Source organism: Haloimpatiens massiliensis (assembly GCF_900184255.1).
Lineage (GTDB): Bacteria > Bacillota > Clostridia > Clostridiales > Clostridiaceae > Haloimpatiens > Haloimpatiens massiliensis.
This window is the reverse complement of sequence record NZ_LT854640.1, coordinates 2263937-2286339: the sequence shown is the minus strand read 5'-3', so window position 1 is coordinate 2286339 and position 22403 is coordinate 2263937. Positions and strand designations below refer to the sequence as shown.

Sequence of the window (22403 nt, the reverse complement as noted above, 5' to 3'; positions counted from 1 at the left end):
CACGGTATTTTTATACCTAAAAATGCGTTTATGTTTATAATATAATCTTTATAGGGTAGAAAAAGGCAATTAATAATTTTATAAAGATTATTACTGAGATTACTGAAGCATACATTATAAAGCATACATTAAGTATATATTAACATGGATAATCGAGATCTGAGCGAGATATGAGTGTTAATATATAGTATAATGAGAGCTTAATGCATAAGTAATTGAAAGTCTGTAAATAACATGTAAGTACATGGGAAAATTCTAAATTTAAATTACAATTAGAATTTAAAAGTGTTGGATTGATTGCAGATAGGTTTGTTATAAACTATAAAACAAAATGCTAATTAAGGCTGTAAATGAGCTGTTGTTCATTTGCAGCCTTTTTTAATACAAAAAAATAGGAGGAATTAGTATATGTTGAGTGTTTTGGAGTTGGATTTATCAGTATTAAGTGAGTTAAGCATATTAAAAGTGTGTGATTTGTGTGTATTAGTATTAAGCAAAGGGCTTATAAGATTAAATAAATGGAGGGATTAACAGTGAATAAAAAAGCTACTGAAATATTAGAATACAATAAAATAAAGGAAATATTAAAAAGTTATGCATTATCGGATTATGCAAAGGACATGATTGATAAGTTAGAGCCTTACTTGGATGAGAAGATAATTCAGCAAAATATGCAGGAGACTACAGAAGCAAGGGCGGTGGTGGATATAAGTTCTAGCGTTCCAATTAATAGTTTAACGGGCATAAAAACTGTGAAGCAAAAGATAGAAAAAGGAGCAATACTTATTCCAGAGGATTTAGATATTATAGTAGGTTTATTAAGAGAAATAAATAAGCTTAAGAGATTTATGAAAGATAAGGAGTTTGTTGCACCTAATGTAAGCAGTTATGTGCTTTCAGCTTATGAACTTCACGATGTAAGAGAAGAAATTGAAAGATGTATTTCTCATGGAAGAGTGGATGATAGAGCCAGTTCTAAACTTTTAAAAATAAGAAAAAGAATATGGATTTTAGAGGATAGAATAAAAAACAAACTTGAGAGTATGCTTAGAAGCGATAAGTATAGAAATTATTTTCAAGATGCATTGGTAAGTCAAAGAAATGGCAGATATGTTATTCCAATAAAGAGTGAGTATAAAAATAATGTTCATGGAAGTATTCATGATAAATCAGGCAGTGGTTCTACAGTGTTTATTGAACCAGTAGAGATTAAAAAACTTCAGGATGAGCTTAATTTATATAAAATTGAAGAAGAAAAAGAAGTTTATAGAATTCTTTCAGAGCTTACTAATATGGTGTGTGGTTTTGAAAAAGAAATAAATATTAATATTGAAACCATGAGTTACTACGATTTTATTTTTGCTAAAGGTAAGTATAGCAAGGCTTTGGATGGTAGAGGAGTGAAGTTTAATAAGAGAAAATATATAAACATAAAAAACGGTAAACACCCCTTAATAGGTAAGAATGCTGTACCATTAAATTTTACAGTTGGGGACAGGTATAAAGCTGTAGTTATTACAGGCCCAAATACTGGTGGAAAAACTGTTGCTCTTAAAACTGTGGGACTTTTGACAATGATGGCACAGTCAGGTCTTCATGTGCCTGTAGACGAAGGAAGCGAATTTTCTGTGTTTGCAGATATATTGGGCGACATTGGGGACGGTCAGAGTATTGAGCAAAATTTGAGTACTTTTTCATCTCATATTAAAAATATTATAGACATTATAAATTCTGCAGATGAATATTCTCTTGTGATTATAGATGAGATTGGATCAGGTACAGATCCTGGAGAGGGCATGGGCATAGCTGTTGCAGTGCTGGAGGAGATATATAAAAAAGGTTCTACTATATTAGCTACAACTCATTACAATGAAATAAAGGAATTTGCAAATAATCATGAGGGGTTTGTAAATGGATGTATGGAATTTGATATAAATACTTTAAAGCCGCTTTATAAGCTTAATATAGGAAAACCTGGGGAAAGTAATGCATTTTTGATAGCGTTAAGGTTGGGTATACCTGAGAAATTAATAGAAAGAGCTCATGAAATAACTTATAAAGAGCAAAAGGATTACTCTGTATATAAGAAAGAATTTGTTGAATTTTTATTAAAAAAGAGTGAAGGATATGATCAGCATAAAGAGCAAATTCAAAAGCTTAAAAATGCAGAAAAAATGAGAAAAGTATCAGAAAAGCAAAATGTAAAACCTAAATTTAATATTGGTGATTGTGTTTATATAAGTTTCATGGATAGAACCGGAATTATTTGTGACATTGAGAACAATAAAGGGGAATATGGAGTTATGGTTATGAGGAAAAAAATTAAAATAAATAAAAAAAGACTTACCCTTTATATAGAAAAAGAGGAACTTTATCCAGAAGATTATGATTTTGATATTATTTTAAAATCAAAAGAAAACAGAAAAAAGGAGAAAATCATGAGCAAAAGGCATGTAGAAGGAGTAGAAATTGAAATAAAATAAGAGCAAAACAAAGGGACAAAAAAATATATAGGGAGAGTTTATATATAAGGGACATAGGGACAGTTAACAATTTTTTTGTTAACAACTTTTAATCAAAAAGAAGAACTGCAAAAATGAAATTAATGAAATATGCAAGATATTTAAGAGCAAAAGTATAAAAATGCAAATATAAGGTTTATAGGGGTTATGTAAAGGGTGCTATATAAAATAAAAAAGTATAGATGAAGTATAACTCTATTTATCCTGTTATTTTAATGGCTTTTATGATTAAAGTTGTTAACCGTCCCTATATTTTATTTTATATTTTTATTTATTTGTATTTTTATTTGGAATTTGGAATACAGTTATAAAATTAATTGTTAATCGTCCCTTATTTTGCTCTATTCATCCTGTTATTTTAATGGCTTTTATGATTAAAGTTGTTAACTGTCCCCATATTTTATTTTACGGAGTGTTCTTAAATGGAACAAAAATGTTAGAAATAGGGTTTGATATAAGAAAAATTTAATAAATGTATTGAAGTGATACAAAATATTATATAATATAAGAGTATGTAGAATTTTATTATTCAAAATAATCAGAAAGTTTTATTTTCAGAATGTTAAAAAATCGATAGTGTAAAGTGAAATATGAAAAAGCTAAGTTTAAAAATGTTTTGCCCGAAGGGCGCAGAATAATAAAATACTTTGTGATTTGAAGATGAAATAACGAATTTTAGGCATGACAAAAAATCCTTTTGAGTGAAGGAAAATTTTTGATATTAGTAATCTCTACATTGAGTTATTCACGTAGTGGTTAATAAATATCCCATATTTACTTTACAACTAAATTAAGCAGAATTTTCAGTTTGCATCTTTAATATTGTTTGTTGACCAAGGTAAATAAGTAATTGCCACTTAGCAGGCATATTGCCCGCATTAGTTAAAATATCTATCTCATTTAGTGGCTTCCAGTAGTTATAAGGATGAGGACGTAGAAAGTTATAATAGGCAACCCAAAGGGAAACGCCATAAAGTGCACCATTCTCGCTTCCATAACCGCAGGTAACGCGATAAGAAGACTTGAAGGTGCGGTTAAGCCGTTCTACTACTTGCTTTACCCAACGAAATTCGGTGGATACAGCATCATTATTGGTGAGTCCGATAACTTGAGTAACATCAAAGTCCCAGCCATTAACGAGTTTACACTGCTGACTTGCAAGAGGGTAGGCACTATAGCCATCTGCAATGAATTTTAAGGCTTTATTAGGGAAGTTTTTAAACTTCTCAAAAGCCATACGCATAGCGAGGATACATGGACCTACAGCACGAGTATCGGATACTTGGTAGCCAAGAATAGACTTTTTACAAGCATCCATGATAATCCAAACATAATGCTTTATGCCTTTTACCTTAATGTATGTTTCATCAGCAGAAAGGATGTTAGAAGGATTATAGTCAAAAGTATCTACAAATGGCTTTATAACTGCGGCAGCAGTCATAGCATAATTAGCAATCATTGTATGTGAAATCTTTATACCATGTACTTCCTCCAAGGCATGTGCTGTCTGCCTAGTAGATAGCTTAAGATTAACGTGATAAGTAAGGCAAAGCCCCATAATGTGGGCATTGAACTTCTTATACTTAAAGTTAATTGCTCTAGAAGGAAGTTCATGTAAGTCCATTTTGAAGAAATCTATGGTGAACTCACGATAGATGTAGTGGAGCTTGTACTTGTGTTTATCAGCGTCACTTAAGTCTTTAGGCAGTTTGTCTAAGTTCTTGCGGTAGTAGGAACACTTAGGATTAACACATTTATGTATTCTAAAATGCTTACGATCTTTCTTTGGAGAAAGAGTTTGTCCGCAATAAGGACAACTAAATACTATAGGTTTAGTAGTGTGGTTACTTTCATTAAAATTTTGACCACAAACCTTGCACTGGTATTGACCTCTAGAGCCATTATTATCGTAGATATACTGGTGAGGGGCACCGCATTTAGGACATAGGATATTTTCAGGGACGGACTTCCCATTACGTCTCTGAACAGGTTTGGTTAGTTTATTATATTTATGTTTATAGTAAGCTAAAAGAAGTTGATAGTCTACCTTTTCAAAACGAACAATTTTAGGTAGTTTATCCACTTTGAATTTTTGATATTCGGGACTATGTGAATCCTCAAAAGCCCACTGCTTAAGAGGAATGTATTTACAAATAAACATAAGTAATTGATAAATTATTTTTAAAAGATATTGATTATAGGAAATTAAATAAGTTATAATTGAATCCATAGCAATGACATCCTTTCATGTTATTTTTGTGTTTTGGCGATTCAATTATAGCATAAAAAAGGGGGTCATTGTTTTTTTATTTAAAAAACTCTGTAACCCTTGATATATAAAGAAATTTTATAAAAATAGTGTAAAAAAACTTTACACTAACAAAAAATCTTAGGAGGGAACTTTATGAAGAAAGGTGTTTTATTACTAACTAGCTTTTTTATGGCATTAAGTATTGCGGGCTGTGGTAATGCTACGAAAAATGATGCCACTAAAAAGGATACAGCAAAAAAAGAGAACAGAACTATGATACTTGCTACTACTACAAGTACTCAGGACTCAGGACTTTTGGATTATTTATTACCTGAGTTTAAAAAGGATACAGGAATAGATGTTAAGGTAGTTGCAAAGGGAACAGGAGAAGCTCTTAAACTCGGACAAAACGGTGATGCAGATTGCCTTTTGGTTCATGCTAAAGCTAAAGAGGAAGAATTTATTAAAAATGGCTATGGAACAGAAAGACATGATGTTATGTACAATGATTTTATTATAGTTGGACCAAAAGAAGATACTGCAAAGCTAAAAGAAAAAGCTCCTAATGATGCAGTAGAAGCTTTAAAATTAATAAGTGAAAGCAAAGCTTCATTTGTATCTAGAGGAGATGAATCAGGTACTCACACTAAAGAAAAGAAACTTTGGAAGGATGCAAAAGTAGATCCTAAAGGGGAATGGTATATTAGTGCTGGTAAAGGTATGGGAGCAGTACTGCAAATGGCAGATGAAAAAAAGGCATATACATTGACAGATAGAGCAACTTATTTGTCTATGAAAGACAAGCTTGACTTAGAAATAGTAACTGAAAAAAGTGAGAATTTATATAATCAATATGGAGTTATAATGTTAAATATTGAAAAACATAAAATTAAAGAGAAGGAAGCTAAAGAATACATAGATTGGATGCTTTCTGATAAAGGTCAAAAGCTTATAGGGGAATATGGCAAAGATAAATTCGGACAAGCATTATTTATACCTAATGCAAAGAAATAGATGCAAAGAATATGTATAAAATGCACAAAGAAATAAATATAAAGAAATGTATATGTATATAAAGAAATAAATATAAAGAAATGTGTTCAAATAAGAAGATGTAAAGAAATAAATTCAAAGAAATAGATACAAAAAATAGATGTGAGGAAATACATGAGAAATAGGTGATTTTTATGGAACAGGGAATCTTTAATATGGTTAATTTTAAGGAAATTACGCCTGTGGTATTAATGTCTCTTTATGTTTCATTATCATCAACTTTAATTGCTTCAATACTGGGAATGTTTTTAGGCATTCCCTGTGCTTTATTAGATTTTAAGCTGAAAAGAGCGGTAACTCAAATTACTGATACCCTAATGAGTGTACCACCAGTTCTTATGGGATTATTGGTGTATCTTTTATTATCTAGGAAAGGACCTTTAGGCCACCTGGAATTATTATTTACACCTACTGCAATGATAATAGCACAGACATTGCTTATATTTCCTATAGTATTTGGACTTACTGTGTCCATTATATCTAAAAATGGTAGAGATATAAAAAATACATGTACCACATTAGGGGCTCATAGGCTTGAGACCTTTTTTATTATCATAAAAGAAAATAAAATACAGTTATTGTCGGTTATAACAGCAGGCTTTGGACGAGCTATATCTGAGGTAGGAGCGGTTATGATAGTTGGTGGAAATATCAAGGGATTTACAAGAGTAATGACCACATATATTGCACTGGAAACAGGTAAGGGTAATTTTAATGAGGCCATAGTAATAGGTGGCATATTATTAATTATATCATTTGCAATTAATGCCCTTCTTCATTTCTTTCAATGTAATGAAAAATCATAAAGATAATTAAAAATAATGAGAATGAATATAGATAAAACTTATGAAACAGTAAAATCCATGGAAATGGTAATAAGGAAAAATGTCATTACATTGAAAGGAGTAAAAAAGTGTGAATATAGAGTTAATTAATGGGGTAAAAGAATATAGTGGCAGGAAAGTTTTAGATGCAGAACACATTGTTTTTGAAGAGGGACATATATACGCGGTATTGGGATTGAATGGTAGTGGGAAAAGCACGCTGCTACAATGTATAGCAGGATTTAATGAACTAACTCAGGGGAAAATTTTATATGATGATGGAGAGTTTAATGAGAAAAAGAAAGAAATTTCTATGATGTCTCAGCAACCTTTTTTATTTAATTCTTCTGTGAAGGAAAACGTTATAATGGGACTAAAATTTAGAAAAATTTCTAAAGAGATTATTAATAAAAGATTTGAAAATTATAGTAAATATTTTGAAATAGATGAGATTCTTAATAAAAATGCAAAAAAACTATCTGGAGGGGAATCGGCAAAAGTGTCACTTTTGCGAACAGCCATATTGGAAACAGAGGTTGTGATATTGGACGAACCTACAGCTAGTATGGATATAGAAAGCACTATGGCCGCTGAGAAGTTAATTAAGGATATTATGGATAATAAAAAGATCATAATTATTGTTACTCACGACTTGTACCAAGCTGAGAGAATAGCGGATTATGTGATATTTATGGACAAGGGTAAGGTAATAGAGCAGGGTGAAAAAAATGTTGTATTTAATACCCCTACAAACTCTAAAGTTAAACTTATTTTAAATAAGTAAGCTTTCTCAGTTATAGAATAAGAATTTAAAATTTAAAATTTACAATTTACGAAACTCCTTTAGGAGTTTTTGATAAAATATAAATTCAAGAAATTCTCTATGAATTTCAATCTTAATTTTAAATTTTACATTCTAAATTTCAAGTTGAAAATTATATTTGTATATTTACATTTGCTTTATTCATCTAATGTAGAGCTTGAAATTTATGTGCGAAAGTTGAGTAAGTAACTGCAAAGTAAGTAAATGAAAATAATAGGTAGATGCAACACAAATAGGTGAAGGCAAAATAAACAAATAAAAAGAAAATGCTTAAGTAAAATAAATAAAAGCAAAATAAATATTTGAAATCAAAATAGAAAAACAAAAACAAATACAAATACAAAATGAAGAAGTAAATATAAAATAAAAAACTAATTATTAAACAGTGTAGTGTAATCAAAAGAAATTATTAGGGGTGTATGTAATGAATTTAATTTTAGTGGATTTTACAAGAGTACATGCGAAAGAGGTTTGTGATTGGAAGTATGACGGTGAATATTCTATATACAACTACCCAGAATGGGACAAAATATCTAATGCAAAATGGGGCGTTACAATAGAAGAAAAGCGAAAAAGTGAATTTAAAGCTGTAATTGATGAATGCAATTGCTTATGCGGATATATAAGATTAATGAACAAAGATAAGTATGTTCTTATTGGCCTTGCGCTAAAGCCATCTCTATGTGGAAAAGGTTTAGGAAAGGTTTTAATGGAAATATTAAAACAACAGTGCAAGAAAGTGTACCCAGATAAAAAGATTGTTTTAGAAGTCCGTTCTTTTAATGAAAGAGCTATTAAATGTTATAAGCGAGCAGGATTCAATGTAATAGATACTTATGAAAGAGATACGCCTCTTGGTTGTGGACAATTTATTAGAATGGAATTTACCTATTAATTTGAGATATTCTTATTTAACTAACTAAAAGTTATAAATAAGTTAACTACAAAAATTATTAAAGTATAAATTATGTAGACTATACCTAGATTACATATGAATTTTACAGATTATACCCATGTAGGCTCTAGATTATATGTGGATTTTACATATTATAAGCATGTAGGCTTTATAGATTATATGTGGATTTTACATATTATAAACATGTAGGTTTTATAAATCATATATGTAATTTATTGCATATATATGCATTTTATAGAACATATATATGCATAGATTATACGTAGTATATGCTAAAAGTAAATAAAATTAGTAAATGTATAGAATTTATAGATTATATTAAAGAAGGGAAGTGAGTATTTAGTGGGTTTGTGTGCTAAAAATACATTTTCTCACTAAAGGTAATTTATGATAAAAACAGCCATTCTTACTATAAGTGATAAAGGTTCTAGGGGAGAGAGAGTAGATGAAACAGGACAAGTCTTAAAGAAGCTTTTACAAAAGGAGGATTATAAGAAAGATAATTATCAAGTGGAATACTACAAGGTGATACCAGATGAAATAGATATTATAAGTGATGAGCTTATTAAATTATGTGATGAAGGAAAAGTAAATCTAATCATTACTAATGGAGGCACAGGTTTTTCCAAGAGAGATGTAACTCCAGAGGCAACAAAAGAGGTAATTGAAAAGTATGTACCAGGTTTTGGTGAGGCCATGAGAGCGGGATCTCTAGCTATAACACCTAAAGCTGTGCTCTCCAGAGGAATTGCTGGCATTAGAAAAGATACTCTTATAATAAATCTTCCAGGAAGCCCTAAAGCAGCAGTGGAAAATCTAGAAGTAGTGTTGCCGGCTATACCACATGGAATAGAAATTTTGCTAGGACAGGCATCTGAATGTGCTAGATAATTTAATTATACTTACACCAAGGCAAAATTTGTTGGATAAATTAAGTATGACTAGGTGAAGATGTGTTAGATAATTTATATATATTATTTGGGTAATCAATGGTAGTGCCTGGTAATATATACGTCTGGTAATATATGCATTTTATTAAAACATTATAGTTGAAACATATTATATTCATGCTTAATGGTGATGTCGTATTAAGAATTTTACATACAATATATTGTTTGCAAGTTTGAACTTAACATAATATATCGTAGAATTTATTTTTAGTGCCACAACCCCATATTGCTAGAGAAATTACTGGATATACATTGATTTAAGGAGGGTATAAACGTGGATTTATTTAATGTTGTGTCTATTGAAGAAGCTAGAAATCTTATAGAAAAGAACTTTAATATAAAGCCTTTAAGTGAAAAAGTAGAACTTTTGGACAGCATGGGCAGTGTCATATATGAGGATATAATTTCCAAAATAAATGTACCACATTTTAGAAGATCCACCGTGGATGGTTATGCTGTAAACTCCAAGGATGTGGCTGGAGCTAGTGAGAGTATGCCAGCCATGATGAATTATAAGGGTGAAGTGCTTATGGGAAAAAAGCCTGAGGTTAGCATAGATTTTCCTGGAGATTGCATATACGTCCCTACAGGAGGCATGCTTCCAGAGGGAGCAGATTCTGTGGTTATGGTGGAATACACTGAAAAAGTTCATGAGGACACAGTGCTTATAGATAAGGCCACCGCCTATGGAGAAAATGTTGTGGAGATAGGTGAAGATATAAGTGAAGGTGAGGTAATAATAAAAAAAGGCAAGAAACTTAGGCCTTATGAAATAGGGGTATTATCAAGCCTTGGAATATATAAAGTGCCTGTATGCAGAAAACCTAAGGTAGCTGTAATATCCACTGGAGACGAGATAGTAGCACCCCATGAAACTCCAAAGGAAGGGGAAGTTAGGGATATAAATTCATATCTTTTAGAAGCTTGCATTATTGAAGATGGTGGAGTTCCAGTTAATTATGGAGTAATAAGAGATGACTTTGAGCTTTTAAAAAGTACTGTTAATAAAGCGGTAGATGAGGCAGATATTGTACTTATATCCGGTGGAAGTTCAGTAGGTAAAAAAGACGTTACTATAGATGTTATAAATAGCCTAGGAGAGCCAGGGGTTTTTGTACACGGTATAGCAGTAAAGCCTGGAAAACCAACCATCATAGGAAAAGTTAAGGATAAAATTGTTTTTGGATTGCCGGGACACCCTCTTTCAGCGGCCATTGTATATAAGGTTATGGTTAAATACTATATTGATAAAATCACAGGACGTCAGGAAGAAATTTTCCCTATAGTTTGTAAATTTGATATAAATTATCACAGCGCAAAGGGGAGAGAAGAATATTTGCCAGTTACATTGTCTTGGCAGGGAGATGAAATAATTGCATCGCCTGTATTTTCTAAATCAGGACTCATAAGTGGTTTTTCCAAGGCCTATGGTTTTGTAAAAATAAACAAGAATCTTGAGGGATTGAAAAAAGGTGAGAAGGTATTTGTATATAGGTTTTAATTACTAGAATAGAAGGAGGTGAACTCTGTTGCCATGAATCTATAAAAATCTTAAAAATAAACTTGCATAAAATATATGTATAATATGCGTGGAATTTAAACTTAAACTTAACCAGTTATACTACATGAAAACTTAAACTCAACCAGTTATATTATATGAAAAATTAAAATTAAGCTTAACCGGTTATATTATATGGAAAATTAAAACCAAGGAGTAGTATTATATGTTAAGTTAAGTACTGAGAATTTTATAGCAAACTAAAGTAGTTTTATAGAAAAATCGGACACGTTGAACAAGAAATTGAAAAATGGGTATAGATTTTTATAGTGTATTGGCAATGGAAATAATATGGGTCAAAATATTTATCTTTCAAATTATGAACTTGAAGAGGCAGTGAAGCTTTATTTTAGTAAGATATCACCAACAAAGCAAAAGGAAGTAATAAAAACAGAGGATGCCAGTGGCAGAATAACAGCTTCACCGGTGTATTCTAAGATATCATCTCCATTTTATAATTCTTCAGCTATGGATGGAATTACTCTTAACAGCGAAAAAACTTTGGGGGCAAATGAAAAAAAGCACATAGTTCTTGAAGAAGAAAAAGATTATATAGTGGTGGACACGGGAGACCCTATTCCTAGGGAATACGATTGTGTAATAATGGTGGAAGATTTAATAAAAGTAGATGATAAAAAGGTGGAAATATACAAAAGTGCTGCCCCATATCAACATATAAGACCTTTAGGAGAAGATATAGTGGAGAAATCTCTTATTGTGCCATCATCACATAAAATAAGGCCTGTGGATATATCAGCAATGATTGCAGGAGGAGTGAATGAGGTAGAAGTTTATAAAAGACCTGTGGTAGGCATAATCCCAACGGGTACAGAATTGGTGGAGCCAGGCAGTGAACTGAAAACAGGAGATATAATAGATTTCAACTCAAGAACCTTTGCAGCACAGGTTTTTGAATATGGTGGCATTCCTAAAAGATATTCAATTGTAAAGGATTATTATGAAAAAATTAAAAACACTATAAAAAGGGCATCGGAAGAATGTGACATGGTCCTTGTAAATGCAGGTTCCTCTGCGGGAAGAGAGGACTACACATCACAGGTTATTAGTGAACTTGGTCAGGTGTATATACATGGAGTAGCTATAAAGCCAGGAAAACCTGTAATTCTCGGACAAGTAGGCCATAAGCCTGTTATAGGAATACCGGGATATCCTGTGTCAGCCTATGTAGTTATGGAGATGTTCGTAAGTAGAATTGTGGAAAGCTTTGCGGGAGAGAAGCCACGCCAGTTTAAAACTGTAAAGGCCATTTTATCTAAAAGGGTCATGTCATCACTGAAATATCTTGAATTTGTAAGAATAAAATTAGGAAAAGTTGGAGATAAGCTTGTGGCTACACCTTTAAATAGGGGCGCTGGTGCTACCATGTCTTTAGTTAGAGCTGACGGAATACTTGAAGTTCCTCAAAATGTTGAAGGTATAGAAAGGGGAACAGAGGTAGAGGTAAAACTTTTAAAAGATGAAGAGGAAATAAATAATACTGTAGTTTGTATAGGTAGCCATGATCCTATTATAGATGTGGTAGCAGATTTAATTCATGTAAACCGTGATGAATATTACTTGTCCTCAGCTCATGTAGGCAGTATGGGAGGAATAATGGCACTTAAAAATGGAGAAACCCACATAGCGCCTGTACATCTTTTAGATATGGAAACGGGAGAATACAATATAAGCTATATTAAAAAATATCTTGGAGATAAACCTATGGCTCTAATAAAATGTGTAAAGAGAATTCAAGGCATTATGGTGCCTAGGGGAAATCCAAATAATATAACTTCAATTAAAGATATAAAGGATAAAAAAATGAAGTTTGTGAATAGACAAAGGGGAGCAGGTACAAGACTTCTTTTTGACTACAACCTTAAGAAATTAGGTATAAATCCTAGAGAAATAGACGGTTATACAAGAGAAGAATACACTCATTTAGCAGTGGCAGCTGCTGTAGAGAATGGGGACGCTCATTGTGGGCTTGGAGTATATTCTGCTGCCAGTATGATGGGACTGGATTTCATACCGGTTTGCAATGAGGAATATGACATAGCAATTCCAACAGAGTTTTTGGACATGCCAACCATAAAAGAATTTATAAATATTATAAAGAGTCAGGAATTCAAAGAAAAATTGGACGAATTAGGTGGATATGATTATAGTGAAGCAGGAAATATTGTTTTGTTATAGGACAAATAAGTTGAAATTTATTCTAATTTTATATTTTAAATTCTATATTAAAATTATCCCACAAAAAAGTATTAAATTACTTGAATCATGAAAATTCTCTGTAATGACTTGCATAAGAGGCAAAGAAACTATTTAAATTAAATTTATTGTTAGAGCTCTTATGCAAGCCATCAAGGATAAAATCAACAATTATACCACATTGTACCTTTGCGGTTTAATTACATTGAAAATTATTATACATTAAGGTAGCAATGTAAATGACCAAAACTAAAACAAAGGAGGAGCCCAATGTTAGACAAGCATGGAAGAAAAATTAATTATTTAAGAGTGTCCGTAACTGATAGATGTAATTTAAGATGTATTTACTGTATGCCTACTGAAGGTGTTGAGAAAAAACAACATGAGGACATAATGCGATATGAAGAGATTTTTAATGTGGTTAAAGCAGCGGCAACTATAGGAATAAATAAGATTAGATTTACAGGTGGAGAGCCACTTATACTTAAAGATATGGATAAATTAATTTATTATACATCAAAAATAAGTTCTATCCAAGACATTGCCATGACCACCAATGCCATGCTTCTACAGGATAGGGTGGAGGATTTAAAGAAAGTTGGATTAAAAAGGGTTAATATAAGTCTGGACTCATTAAAAGGGGACAGGTTTAAGAATATCACAAGAGGTGGAGATATAAATAAGGTTTTTAACAGCATTGAAAAATGTCTATCCATTGGAATGAAGCCTGTAAAAATCAACACTGTAATTATGAAGGGTATTAATGATGATGAAATAGATGATTTCATGAATTTAACAAAGGAATATCCCATATCTGTAAGATTTATAGAGCTTATGCCCATAGGTGAAGGAAGTAAAATATATAAAAACAGTTATATTAGTTCAGAAGAGATAATATCAAAACATGAAAATCTTATACCTGTGGAAACTAATAAAAGCAGTACAGCGGCATTGTATAGATTTAATGGAGCTAAAGAAAATATAGGATTTATAAGCCCTATGAGTTGTAAGTTTTGCAGCAATTGTAATAGGGTAAGATTAACGGCTGAAGGCACATTAAAGCCATGTCTTCATTCTGAAAAAGAAATAAATATAAAAGAGTATGTGAATGATAGCAAAATTCTTTTATCTAAGATAACTGAGGCCATTTATGATAAACCATTAGAACATCATTTGGTGGAGGATGAAAAGAGTAAAAGTAAAAAGATGATGTATCAGATTGGAGGCTAAAATATGGAATTAACGCATATAAATGAGCAAGGAAGAGCTAAAATGGTAGATGTAGGCAGCAAAAAGGACACAGAAAGAGAAGGTATTGCCTATGGTTGTATAAATATGAAGAGAGAAACTCTTCAGAAGATAAAAGAGGGTACCATATCCAAGGGAGATGTGTTATCAGTAGCTCAGGTAGCTGGTATTATGGGGGCCAAGTCTACACCGCACATTATACCTATGTGTCACCCTATAATGATAAATGGCTGCGATATAAATTTTCAATTAGATTTTGAAAACAATAAAATAGACATAACTGCTTCAGTAAAAAATACAGGAAAAACAGGAGTAGAAATGGAGGCTTTAACAGCTGTAAGCATAGCTGCTCTTACCATTTATGATATGTGCAAAGCTATAGACAGAGAAATGATAATATCAGATATAAAGCTTATGAAAAAAAGCGGCGGAAAATCTGGAGTATTTCAAAGGGAAGAGAAGTAAGAGGTAAGAAGTAAGGAGTAAGAGGTAAGAAGTAAGAAGTAAGAAGTAAGAAGTAAGGAGTAAGAGGTAAGAAGTAAGAAGTAAGAAGTAAGGAGTAAGAGGTAAGAAGTAAGAAGTAAGAGGTAAGAGGTAAGAAGTAAGGAGTAAGAAGTAAAAAGTAAAAAATAAGAAGTAAAAAATAAGAAGTAAGAAGTAAGGGGTAAGGAGAAAGAACTAAGAGTAGGAAGTAACAGAAGAAATTGGGTATATTTTGAATAAAATATAATTTAAAGGTAACAAAAAAATCGGAGTATTTGGAAATAATAGAAGCGAAAATAAAGAAAAAATTAAAATTAAACAAAAAGGAGGAATTTTAAAATGGCAAAAGTAATAGCAGTTAATATAAGTGAAAAAAAAGGTGAGATAAAACATCCTATAGAAAAAGGATTATTTAAAGTAGACCATGGTCTTGTGGGAGATGCTCATGCAGGAAACTGGCACAGACAGGTAAGTCTTTTAGGTACAGAAAGCATTGATAAAATGAAGAAACTAGGGCTTGAAGGTTTATGTACCGGCAAGTTTGCAGAAAACATAACTACAGAAGGATTAGTATTATACGAATTACCCGTAGGCACTAAGCTTAAAATAGGAGAGGTACTGATGGAAGTAACACAAATAGGTAAGGAATGCCATGCAGGTTGTCAAATAAGGGAACTTATAGGTGATTGTATAATGCCTAGAGAAGGAATTTTCACAAAGGTATTATCAGAAGGTTGGATTAAAGCTGGGGATGAAATAGAAATATTATGATTAAACCACAAAAAGGTACAATGCGGTGGAATTATGAAATTCTAAAATTAAATTTAAACAGTTCCTTTGCTTCTTATACAAGTCATTACAGAGAAATTTCATAATTCAAGCAATGTAATGTTTTTGTAGGATAATCATATTATAAGTTATTTTAAAGGGGTAGATGATTATATGGACAATAATCTAACAAAGGAAAAGTCATGCGTGCTAAAGTCTCATGAGAAATGTCAAAGTTTGGGACTTAGTAAGGGATTGGTATATAGTAAGAAAATAATAAAAGATGTGGAACTTAAGAAAATTATGCAGGAAAATTCCGAATTAATAATTACTGCCACGCCTTTTATGAATCAGCTTTATCAATTTGTTAAAGGATCTAACTTTTTTGTTATTCTTACAGATAAGAATGGCTGTATTCTTAATGTTATAGGTGATACGGTTATATTAGAGGAAGCGTTTAATATAAAGATGATTCCAGGAGCATATATGAATGAAGAAAATATAGGAACCAATGCTATGAGTATAGCCTTAAACGAAAAAGGTCCTATTCAAATATCTGGAGAAGATCACTATATTGAAGCTTATCACAAATGGACATGTTCCGCAGCACCTATAAAAAATGTCAATGGAGAAATAATAGGAGTCCTTGATTTAACAGGATATAGTGAGAATGTGCATCCACATACTTTAGGTATGGTAGTGGCAGCAGTTAATGCCATTGAAAAGATGATAGAGTTAAATAATTACAATGCAGCTTTAGCAGCATCTAAAAAGGGTATGGAGAATGTGTTTAATTCAATCCCTACAGCCATATTAACCTCAGACTTATCTGGTACTATAAAAAACATAAACAAAAATGTATTAGAGTTATTTGGATTTAGTGAGAGTGAAATAAAAGACATGAAGATATGGGATTTAATTCCCGAGTGGCCTATGGTTTTAGATGAGATTTATAACAAAGGGAGTTTTATGCATGAAGATGTATATGTAAATGTACGCAAAAATAAACTTCAGCTAAATTTAAGTGCATATCCTATATATGATTCAGCTATGAGAATTTTTGAAGTAACTTGTGTATTTTTAGATGTGAAAAAGGCTAGAAAGCTTGCAGGTAGAATACTTAGGGGTCAGGCCGTTTACACCTTTGACAAAATCATAGGTAAAAATAGAAAACTTATAAATATAATAAATTATTCTAAAAAAATAGCAGATAGTAGGTCTACTATTTTTATAACTGGAGAAAGCGGTACGGGAAAAGAGGTTTTTGCACAGTCAATACACAATTACAGCGATAGGAAAGATAAGCCTTTTATAGCTGTTAACTGTGGAGCTATCCCAAGAAATTTAATAGAATCAGAGCTATTTGGATATGAGGAGGGTGCATTTACTGGAGCGAAAAGAGGTGGATATGCAGGGAAATTTGAAATTGCAGATGGCGGTACTATATTCCTTGATGAAATAGGTGAGATGCCTTTTGATATGCAAATAAAACTTTTGAGGGTAATAGAAGAAGGTGTAATAAATAGAATAGGAAGTTCCAAGCAAATTCCTGTTAATTCTAGGATAATAGCTGCTACAAATAAGGATTTAAGAGAGGAAGTAGAGAAGGGTAATTTTAGAAAAGATTTATTTTATAGAATCAATGTGCTTCCTATAAATTTACCAGCATTAAGAGAGAGAAGAGATGATATTCCTCTTTTGGTGGAATATTTTATGAATAAAACTTCTAAACATTTAAACAAAAGACAAGTAGAAATACCACCTATTTACATGGAGACACTTATGAATTATGATTGGCCGGGAAATATAAGAGAGCTGGAGAATGTGATAGAACTTATAATAAATGCAGAGAGCGTTGAGATATTAAATGATATAAAATACTATAATATTAAAGAGGGAGTATATACAACTAAGGAGGCAGAAAGTATGGTTTTTGATCTGGAAATTGTTGAAAGAAACCATATACAAAATGTGCTCGATAAATTTAATGGCAATATTTCTTCTGCTGCAAAAGCCCTGGGTATAGGTAGAAATACTCTTTATAGAAAAATAGAAAAGTACTCATTATAGCAATATAATATAAGTATAAAGATTAAGTTTTAGCATATAAAAAATTGCTAGATCCGGGTCGTACAATATGGAGGCTTACCATAAAATGCAGTGGAAATATAGGGAAGAGCATAACTGTGAAGTGAGGAGCGACAGCTTAGAAAATGGCTCCGAATACAGCGAGATATGTTCTAGAAAATAATTATGAATTTAGGAAGTTATGCTCGGAATATAACCATGAATGTAGGAAGCTATGCTTCAGAATATAACCATGAATGTAGCAATATATGATTAGAAAATAAATATCATTAGGAAATAAATATGATTAGGAAATAAATTGTGAATGTATGTAATGAAATTTTCTCATGTATAGTGATAAATATACAGAGTGTGCTAATACGGAACAAAATTCTAAAATGGAACAGTGAAAAGATGAAAAATGCTCTTAAATGGAACAAAAAATAGAAATAACTAGATACTATTACGAGATTCTCGTTTTGCTAATAATATTTTTAATGTTATTGTTTTTATAAATGTTAATAAAATATATTATAATATTTGATAAAATGTAGATTAAAACTGATAAAATTCCATAAAAGTCTAAACAAAAAACAAAGTAAAATTGATGAAAAGTAAAGAAAAACAACCGAAAAACATGAAAAACACAGTAATGTTGCGAAATAATCATATTAAGCCAGTAATAGAGGGTATTTGAACTATAATAGAGTTTATTTAATTAGCGATAGTGTTTATTAAATTGCAATACTGTTTGCTGGAACATTAATAATTAATGCTTCAAAATAGTGGTTTTTATTAGAAAACAATAAAGCTCTTGAACTAGAATTTGTTTGGCATGCAATTTGCTCATATAAATTAGCAAATGAATTTATATAGGAGGAATTGCATATGTACGGTTATAATGGAAAGGTTTTGAGGATCGATTTAACTAATAAAAAGTGCACTTTAGAGCCATTAGACGAGAAAAAGGCTAAAAAGTTTATAGGATGTAGAGGACTTGGGGTTAAAACTTTATTTGAAGAAATCGATCCTAAGATAGATGCTCTATCTCCTGAAAATAAACTTATAATAGTTACAGGGCCACTTACAGGCGCACCTATGCCAACCAGCGGAAGATATATGGTAGTAACTAAGGCTCCTTTAACTGGAACCATTGGAATAGCAAACTCCGGTGGAAAATGGGGAACAGAGCTTAAAAATGCAGGTTATGACATGATAATAATAGAAGGTAAAGCAGATGATCATGTTTATGTGAATATTGAGGATGATAAAGTAGAAATAAGAGATGCGAATCACGTATGGGGTAAGCTTTCATTGGAAACTACTGAGATGCTTTGCGAGGAAACAAATGCTAAAGCAAAGGTTTTATGCATAGGACCAGCAGGAGAAAGACTTTCACTTTTAGGTGCCATCATGAACGATGTGGACAGGGCTGCAGGTAGAGGTGGCGTTGGAGCTGTAATGGGTTCTAAAAACTTAAAAGCTATAGTAGTTAAAGGTTCAGGAAAAGTTCAAGTAGCTAATGAGGAAGAAGCTAAAAAGGTATCACTAGAAAAGATTAAAATATTAAGAGACGACCCAGTAGCAGGGGGCGGACTACCTACTTATGGTTCAGCTGTTCTAGTGAATATAATTAATGAAAATGGAGTACATCCAGTTAGAAACTTCCAAAAAGCATACACTGACGAGGCAGATAAAATAAGTGGAGAAACTCTTACTAAGGATTGTCTTGTGAGAAAGAATCCATGTTACAGATGCCCTATAGCTTGTGGTAGATGGGTAAAACTAGATGACGGAACGGAATGTGGAGGTCCTGAATATGAGACTTTATGGTCATTTGGTTCTGACTGTGACGTTTATGATTTAAATGCTATTAACGTGGCTAATATGCTTTGCAATGAGTATGGTCTTGACACAATTTCCGCAGGCGCAACTATTGCAGCAGCTATGGAATTATATGAAAAAGGATATATAAAAGATGAGGACATTGCAGCAGATGGATTATCTTTAAATTGGGGAGATGCAGAGGCTGTTGTGGGCTGGACAAGAAAAATGGGATTAAGAGAAGGCTTTGGTGATAAGATGGCAGATGGTTCTTACAGACTATGTGAATCTTACGGTGTTCCAGAATTCTCTATGACAGTTAAAAAACAAGAATTACCAGCATATGACCCAAGAGGAATTCAAGGTCACGGTATAACTTATGCAGTTAACAATAGAGGAGGTTGCCATATAAAAGGCTACATGATAAGTCCAGAAATACTTGGATATCCAGAAAAACTTGATAGATTTTCACTAGAAGGAAAAGCAGCTTATGCTAAGATATTCCATGACTTAACAGCTGTAATAGATTCTTTAGGTTTATGTATATTTACAACTTTTGGACTTGGAGTACAGGATTACGTAGATATGTACAATGCTGTTGTAGGCGGAGAATTGCATGATGCAGAGTCCATAATGCTTGCCGGAGATAGAGTTTGGACATTAGAAAAATTATTTAATTTACAGGCAGGCATAGACAGTACACATGATACACTTCCAAAGAGATTGCTTAAGGAACCTATTCCAGATGGACCTTCTAAGGGATATGTTCATAAATTAAGTGAATTGCTTCCTGAATATTACTCAGTAAGAGGCTGGGACGAAAAGGGTATACCAACAGCAGAAACTCTAAACAAATTAGGACTTGAAGAATATGAGGAATATATAAAATGATTAACCCACAATAATGTACAATGTAGTGGAATTATGAAATTTCTCCTCAATGACTTGCATAAGAGCTCGGAACAATAAATTTAATTTAAGAAATTCTAATCTTTTAACCATATAAAATTATCTAACGCTCACATTCAACGTCCTGCATCAGGTTCGCTAGCCTGGCGTCCTTTTAAGGCTTACGATAATTTTATCTGTCTAAAAGAAGAATTTGTAAAATTAAATTTAAACAGTTCCTTGGCTTCTTATGAAAGTCATTCCAAAGAAATTTCATAATTCAAGTAATGTAATGATTTTTGTGGGATAATCATAAAATAGCTTTAAGAAAATAGAAAGGCTTTCAATATTAGAAAATGGAAGTCTTTCTGTTGTTACTGGATAACTGTATAAGATTGAAGCATTATGGTAGGCAGGCGCAGGATGAAAAGTTGAAAGAAGGTGAGAAAGTGAAGATTGAAGTTCGGTTATTTGCATATTTTAGAGAGGGTAGAGAGAAAAAATATTTTATGGAAATAAGCGAGGAGAAGATAGTACCTAGGGATATACTACAAAAACTCCAGATTCCTGTGGAAGAAGTAGCTATATTACTTATAAATGGAAGAGACGGTACCGCAGATGCCCCTTTAAAAGATGGAGACGTATTATCATTATTTCCACCAGTGGGAGGTGGTTAACATCAGTAGATATGAAAGAAACATGAAGGCTCTTTCCCTAGAGGAAAATGAAAAGCTTAAGAGTTTTTCAGTGTGTGTAATTGGATGTGGTGGATTAGGTGGATACGTCATTGAAATGTTAGGTAGACTTGGAATCGGTCATATAACAGTAGTGGACGGAGATAGTTTTAGTGAATCTAATTTAAATAGACAGATCATCAGCAGTAATTTAAATTTAGGTAGAAATAAAGCTATAGAAGCTAAAAAAAGAATGGAAATAGTTAATGATTTAATAGAAGTAGAAGCTATTACAAATTTCATTAATGTGGATAATGTGTGGGATATTTTAAAAGGTCATCATGTGGTTATTGATGCAGTGGATAATATAGAAACTAGATTTTTACTTCAGGAGGCCTGTGAAAAACTTAAAATACCTTTCGTACATGGAGCCATCGCAGGATGGTATGGTCAAGTCACAACCATATTTCCGGGAGACAAAACCTTAAAAAATATATACAAGGATAAAAACAAAAAGGGTATAGAAACCACCCTTGGAAATCCTTCCTTTACCCCAGCAGTAGTTGCCTCCATACAGGTAAGTGAAGCAGTAAAGGTGCTACTAAACAGGGGAGAAATTTTAAGAAACAAAATACTGATGATAGATCTTTTGTGGCAAGATTTTCAAATAATAAAACGGTAGGTGCCTGGCACCTACCGTTTTATGTCTATTCCCGTCTATTCTCATCTATTTTCATCTATTTTTGTTTATTATTGCTTGTTTTTGCATACTTTTATATATTTTTCATTGTTCTAAAAGGAATAAGTAACTAGCCATTTTACTCGTAGAGTCTTACTGTAGCTTCTAAAAAAATGTATATTACAAAAAAATATATATAAATAAAATATATACCTTGACAGGCGAGGTATATATAATTATACTGTAACCATAACAATTAGATTTTATTGAAATATATGACAAGGACAAAGAATATATAGTATATAGGAATTGAAAGGAGTGGGTATATGTCTATAACTTCCGATATAATAAGGGGTCACACAGAAACTATAATTTTAGCTAATTTAGTGGATAAAGATAGTTATGGATACGAGATTAATAAGTCTATAAAGGAGAAAACAAATAACCAGTATGAATTAAAAGAAGCTACACTATATTCAGCTTTTAGAAGGCTTGAGAAAGCTTCTATGATAACATCCTACTGGGGAAATGAAACTACAGGAGCAAGAAGAAGATATTATTCTATAACGGAACTTGGTAGGGCGGCACTAAAGCAAAATAAACAAGAATGGCAACAATCAAAAAAAATAATAGATACTTTGATTGATGGGGGTGTTTAATT

Annotated in this window: 18 protein-coding genes; 17 read left to right on the top strand and 1 reads right to left on the bottom strand. The window is 32.0% G+C overall.

Annotation, left to right across the window (positions count from 1 at the left end; genetic code table 11):
- Nucleotides 1-408 precede the first annotated feature (408 nt).
- Together C1715_RS20165 and C1715_RS18755 are read left to right on the top strand one after the other, a co-directional pair.
- Nucleotides 409-531, top strand: a complete 123-nt coding sequence (locus tag C1715_RS20165) for a hypothetical protein (RefSeq protein WP_278320134.1) — start codon at nt 409-411, stop codon at nt 529-531.
- A 2-nt stretch (nt 532-533) separates the two neighbouring features.
- Nucleotides 534-2483 carry an endonuclease MutS2 gene (locus tag C1715_RS18755; protein ID WP_102401845.1) on the top strand — a complete coding sequence of 650 codons (1950 nt, stop codon included), beginning with the start codon at nt 534-536 and terminating at the stop codon, nt 2481-2483.
- A gap of 829 nt (nt 2484-3312) precedes the next feature.
- Here C1715_RS18755 and C1715_RS18750 read toward each other — a convergent pair.
- On the bottom strand, nt 3313-4752 hold the full coding sequence (locus tag C1715_RS18750; protein WP_102400240.1) for a DDE-type integrase/transposase/recombinase: 1440 nt from the start codon (nt 4750-4752) through the stop codon (nt 3313-3315).
- A 174-nt stretch (nt 4753-4926) separates the two neighbouring features.
- Between C1715_RS18750 and C1715_RS18745 the strand changes: the two genes are divergently transcribed.
- The 15 genes from C1715_RS18745 to C1715_RS18675 all read left to right on the top strand — a co-directional run bounded on the left by C1715_RS18745 (nt 4927) and on the right by C1715_RS18675 (nt 22401).
- Nucleotides 4927-5787 carry an ABC transporter substrate-binding protein gene (locus C1715_RS18745; protein ID WP_102401844.1) on the top strand — a complete coding sequence of 287 codons (861 nt, stop codon included), beginning with the start codon at nt 4927-4929 and terminating at the stop codon, nt 5785-5787.
- Between the two features lie 173 nt (nt 5788-5960).
- Nucleotides 5961-6632, top strand: coding sequence for an ABC transporter permease (locus tag C1715_RS18740; RefSeq protein ID WP_102401843.1), 672 nt, complete (start codon nt 5961-5963; stop codon nt 6630-6632).
- A gap of 109 nt (nt 6633-6741) precedes the next feature.
- Complete coding sequence (locus tag C1715_RS18735; protein WP_102401842.1) at nt 6742-7434, top strand: ATP-binding cassette domain-containing protein; 693 nt, start codon at nt 6742-6744, stop codon at nt 7432-7434.
- A 463-nt stretch (nt 7435-7897) separates the two neighbouring features.
- Nucleotides 7898-8368, top strand: coding sequence for a GNAT family N-acetyltransferase (locus C1715_RS18730; RefSeq protein WP_102401841.1), 471 nt, complete (start codon nt 7898-7900; stop codon nt 8366-8368).
- A gap of 408 nt (nt 8369-8776) precedes the next feature.
- Nucleotides 8777-9280, top strand: a complete 504-nt coding sequence (gene mog / locus C1715_RS18725; RefSeq protein ID WP_102401840.1) for a molybdopterin adenylyltransferase — start codon at nt 8777-8779, stop codon at nt 9278-9280.
- 333 nt (nt 9281-9613) lie between these two features.
- Nucleotides 9614-10840, top strand: a complete 1227-nt coding sequence (locus C1715_RS18720) for a molybdopterin molybdotransferase MoeA (RefSeq protein ID WP_102401839.1) — start codon at nt 9614-9616, stop codon at nt 10838-10840.
- Between the two features lie 348 nt (nt 10841-11188).
- Nucleotides 11189-13093: a molybdopterin biosynthesis protein gene (locus C1715_RS18715; RefSeq protein ID WP_102401838.1), complete on the top strand. Its 1905-nt coding sequence runs from the start codon at nt 11189-11191 to the stop codon at nt 13091-13093.
- Between the two features lie 288 nt (nt 13094-13381).
- Nucleotides 13382-14341: a GTP 3',8-cyclase MoaA gene (gene moaA, locus C1715_RS18710; protein WP_102401837.1), complete on the top strand. Its 960-nt coding sequence runs from the start codon at nt 13382-13384 to the stop codon at nt 14339-14341.
- A 3-nt stretch (nt 14342-14344) separates the two neighbouring features.
- A complete protein-coding gene (moaC, locus tag C1715_RS18705; RefSeq protein WP_102401836.1) occupies nt 14345-14824 on the top strand; it encodes a cyclic pyranopterin monophosphate synthase MoaC in 480 nt (159 codons plus the stop codon).
- Nucleotides 14825-15181: 357 nt separating this feature from the next.
- Nucleotides 15182-15613, top strand: a complete 432-nt coding sequence (locus C1715_RS18700; RefSeq protein WP_102401835.1) for an MOSC domain-containing protein — start codon at nt 15182-15184, stop codon at nt 15611-15613.
- Between the two features lie 171 nt (nt 15614-15784).
- On the top strand, nt 15785-17680 hold the full coding sequence (locus C1715_RS18695) for a sigma-54-dependent Fis family transcriptional regulator (RefSeq protein WP_102401834.1): 1896 nt from the start codon (nt 15785-15787) through the stop codon (nt 17678-17680).
- 885 nt (nt 17681-18565) lie between these two features.
- Complete coding sequence (locus tag C1715_RS18690; protein ID WP_102401833.1) at nt 18566-20392, top strand: aldehyde ferredoxin oxidoreductase family protein; 1827 nt, start codon at nt 18566-18568, stop codon at nt 20390-20392.
- Between the two features lie 446 nt (nt 20393-20838).
- The gene (locus C1715_RS18685) at nt 20839-21066 is read left to right on the top strand and encodes a MoaD/ThiS family protein (RefSeq protein ID WP_102401995.1); all 228 of its coding nucleotides are present in this window, start codon (nt 20839-20841) and stop codon (nt 21064-21066) included.
- 1 nt (nt 21067) lies between these two features.
- A complete protein-coding gene (locus C1715_RS18680) occupies nt 21068-21745 on the top strand; it encodes a HesA/MoeB/ThiF family protein (protein ID WP_102401994.1) in 678 nt (225 codons plus the stop codon).
- Nucleotides 21746-22068: 323 nt separating this feature from the next.
- Nucleotides 22069-22401, top strand: a complete 333-nt coding sequence (locus tag C1715_RS18675; RefSeq protein ID WP_102401832.1) for a PadR family transcriptional regulator — start codon at nt 22069-22071, stop codon at nt 22399-22401.
- Nucleotides 22402-22403: the final 2 nt, after the last annotated feature.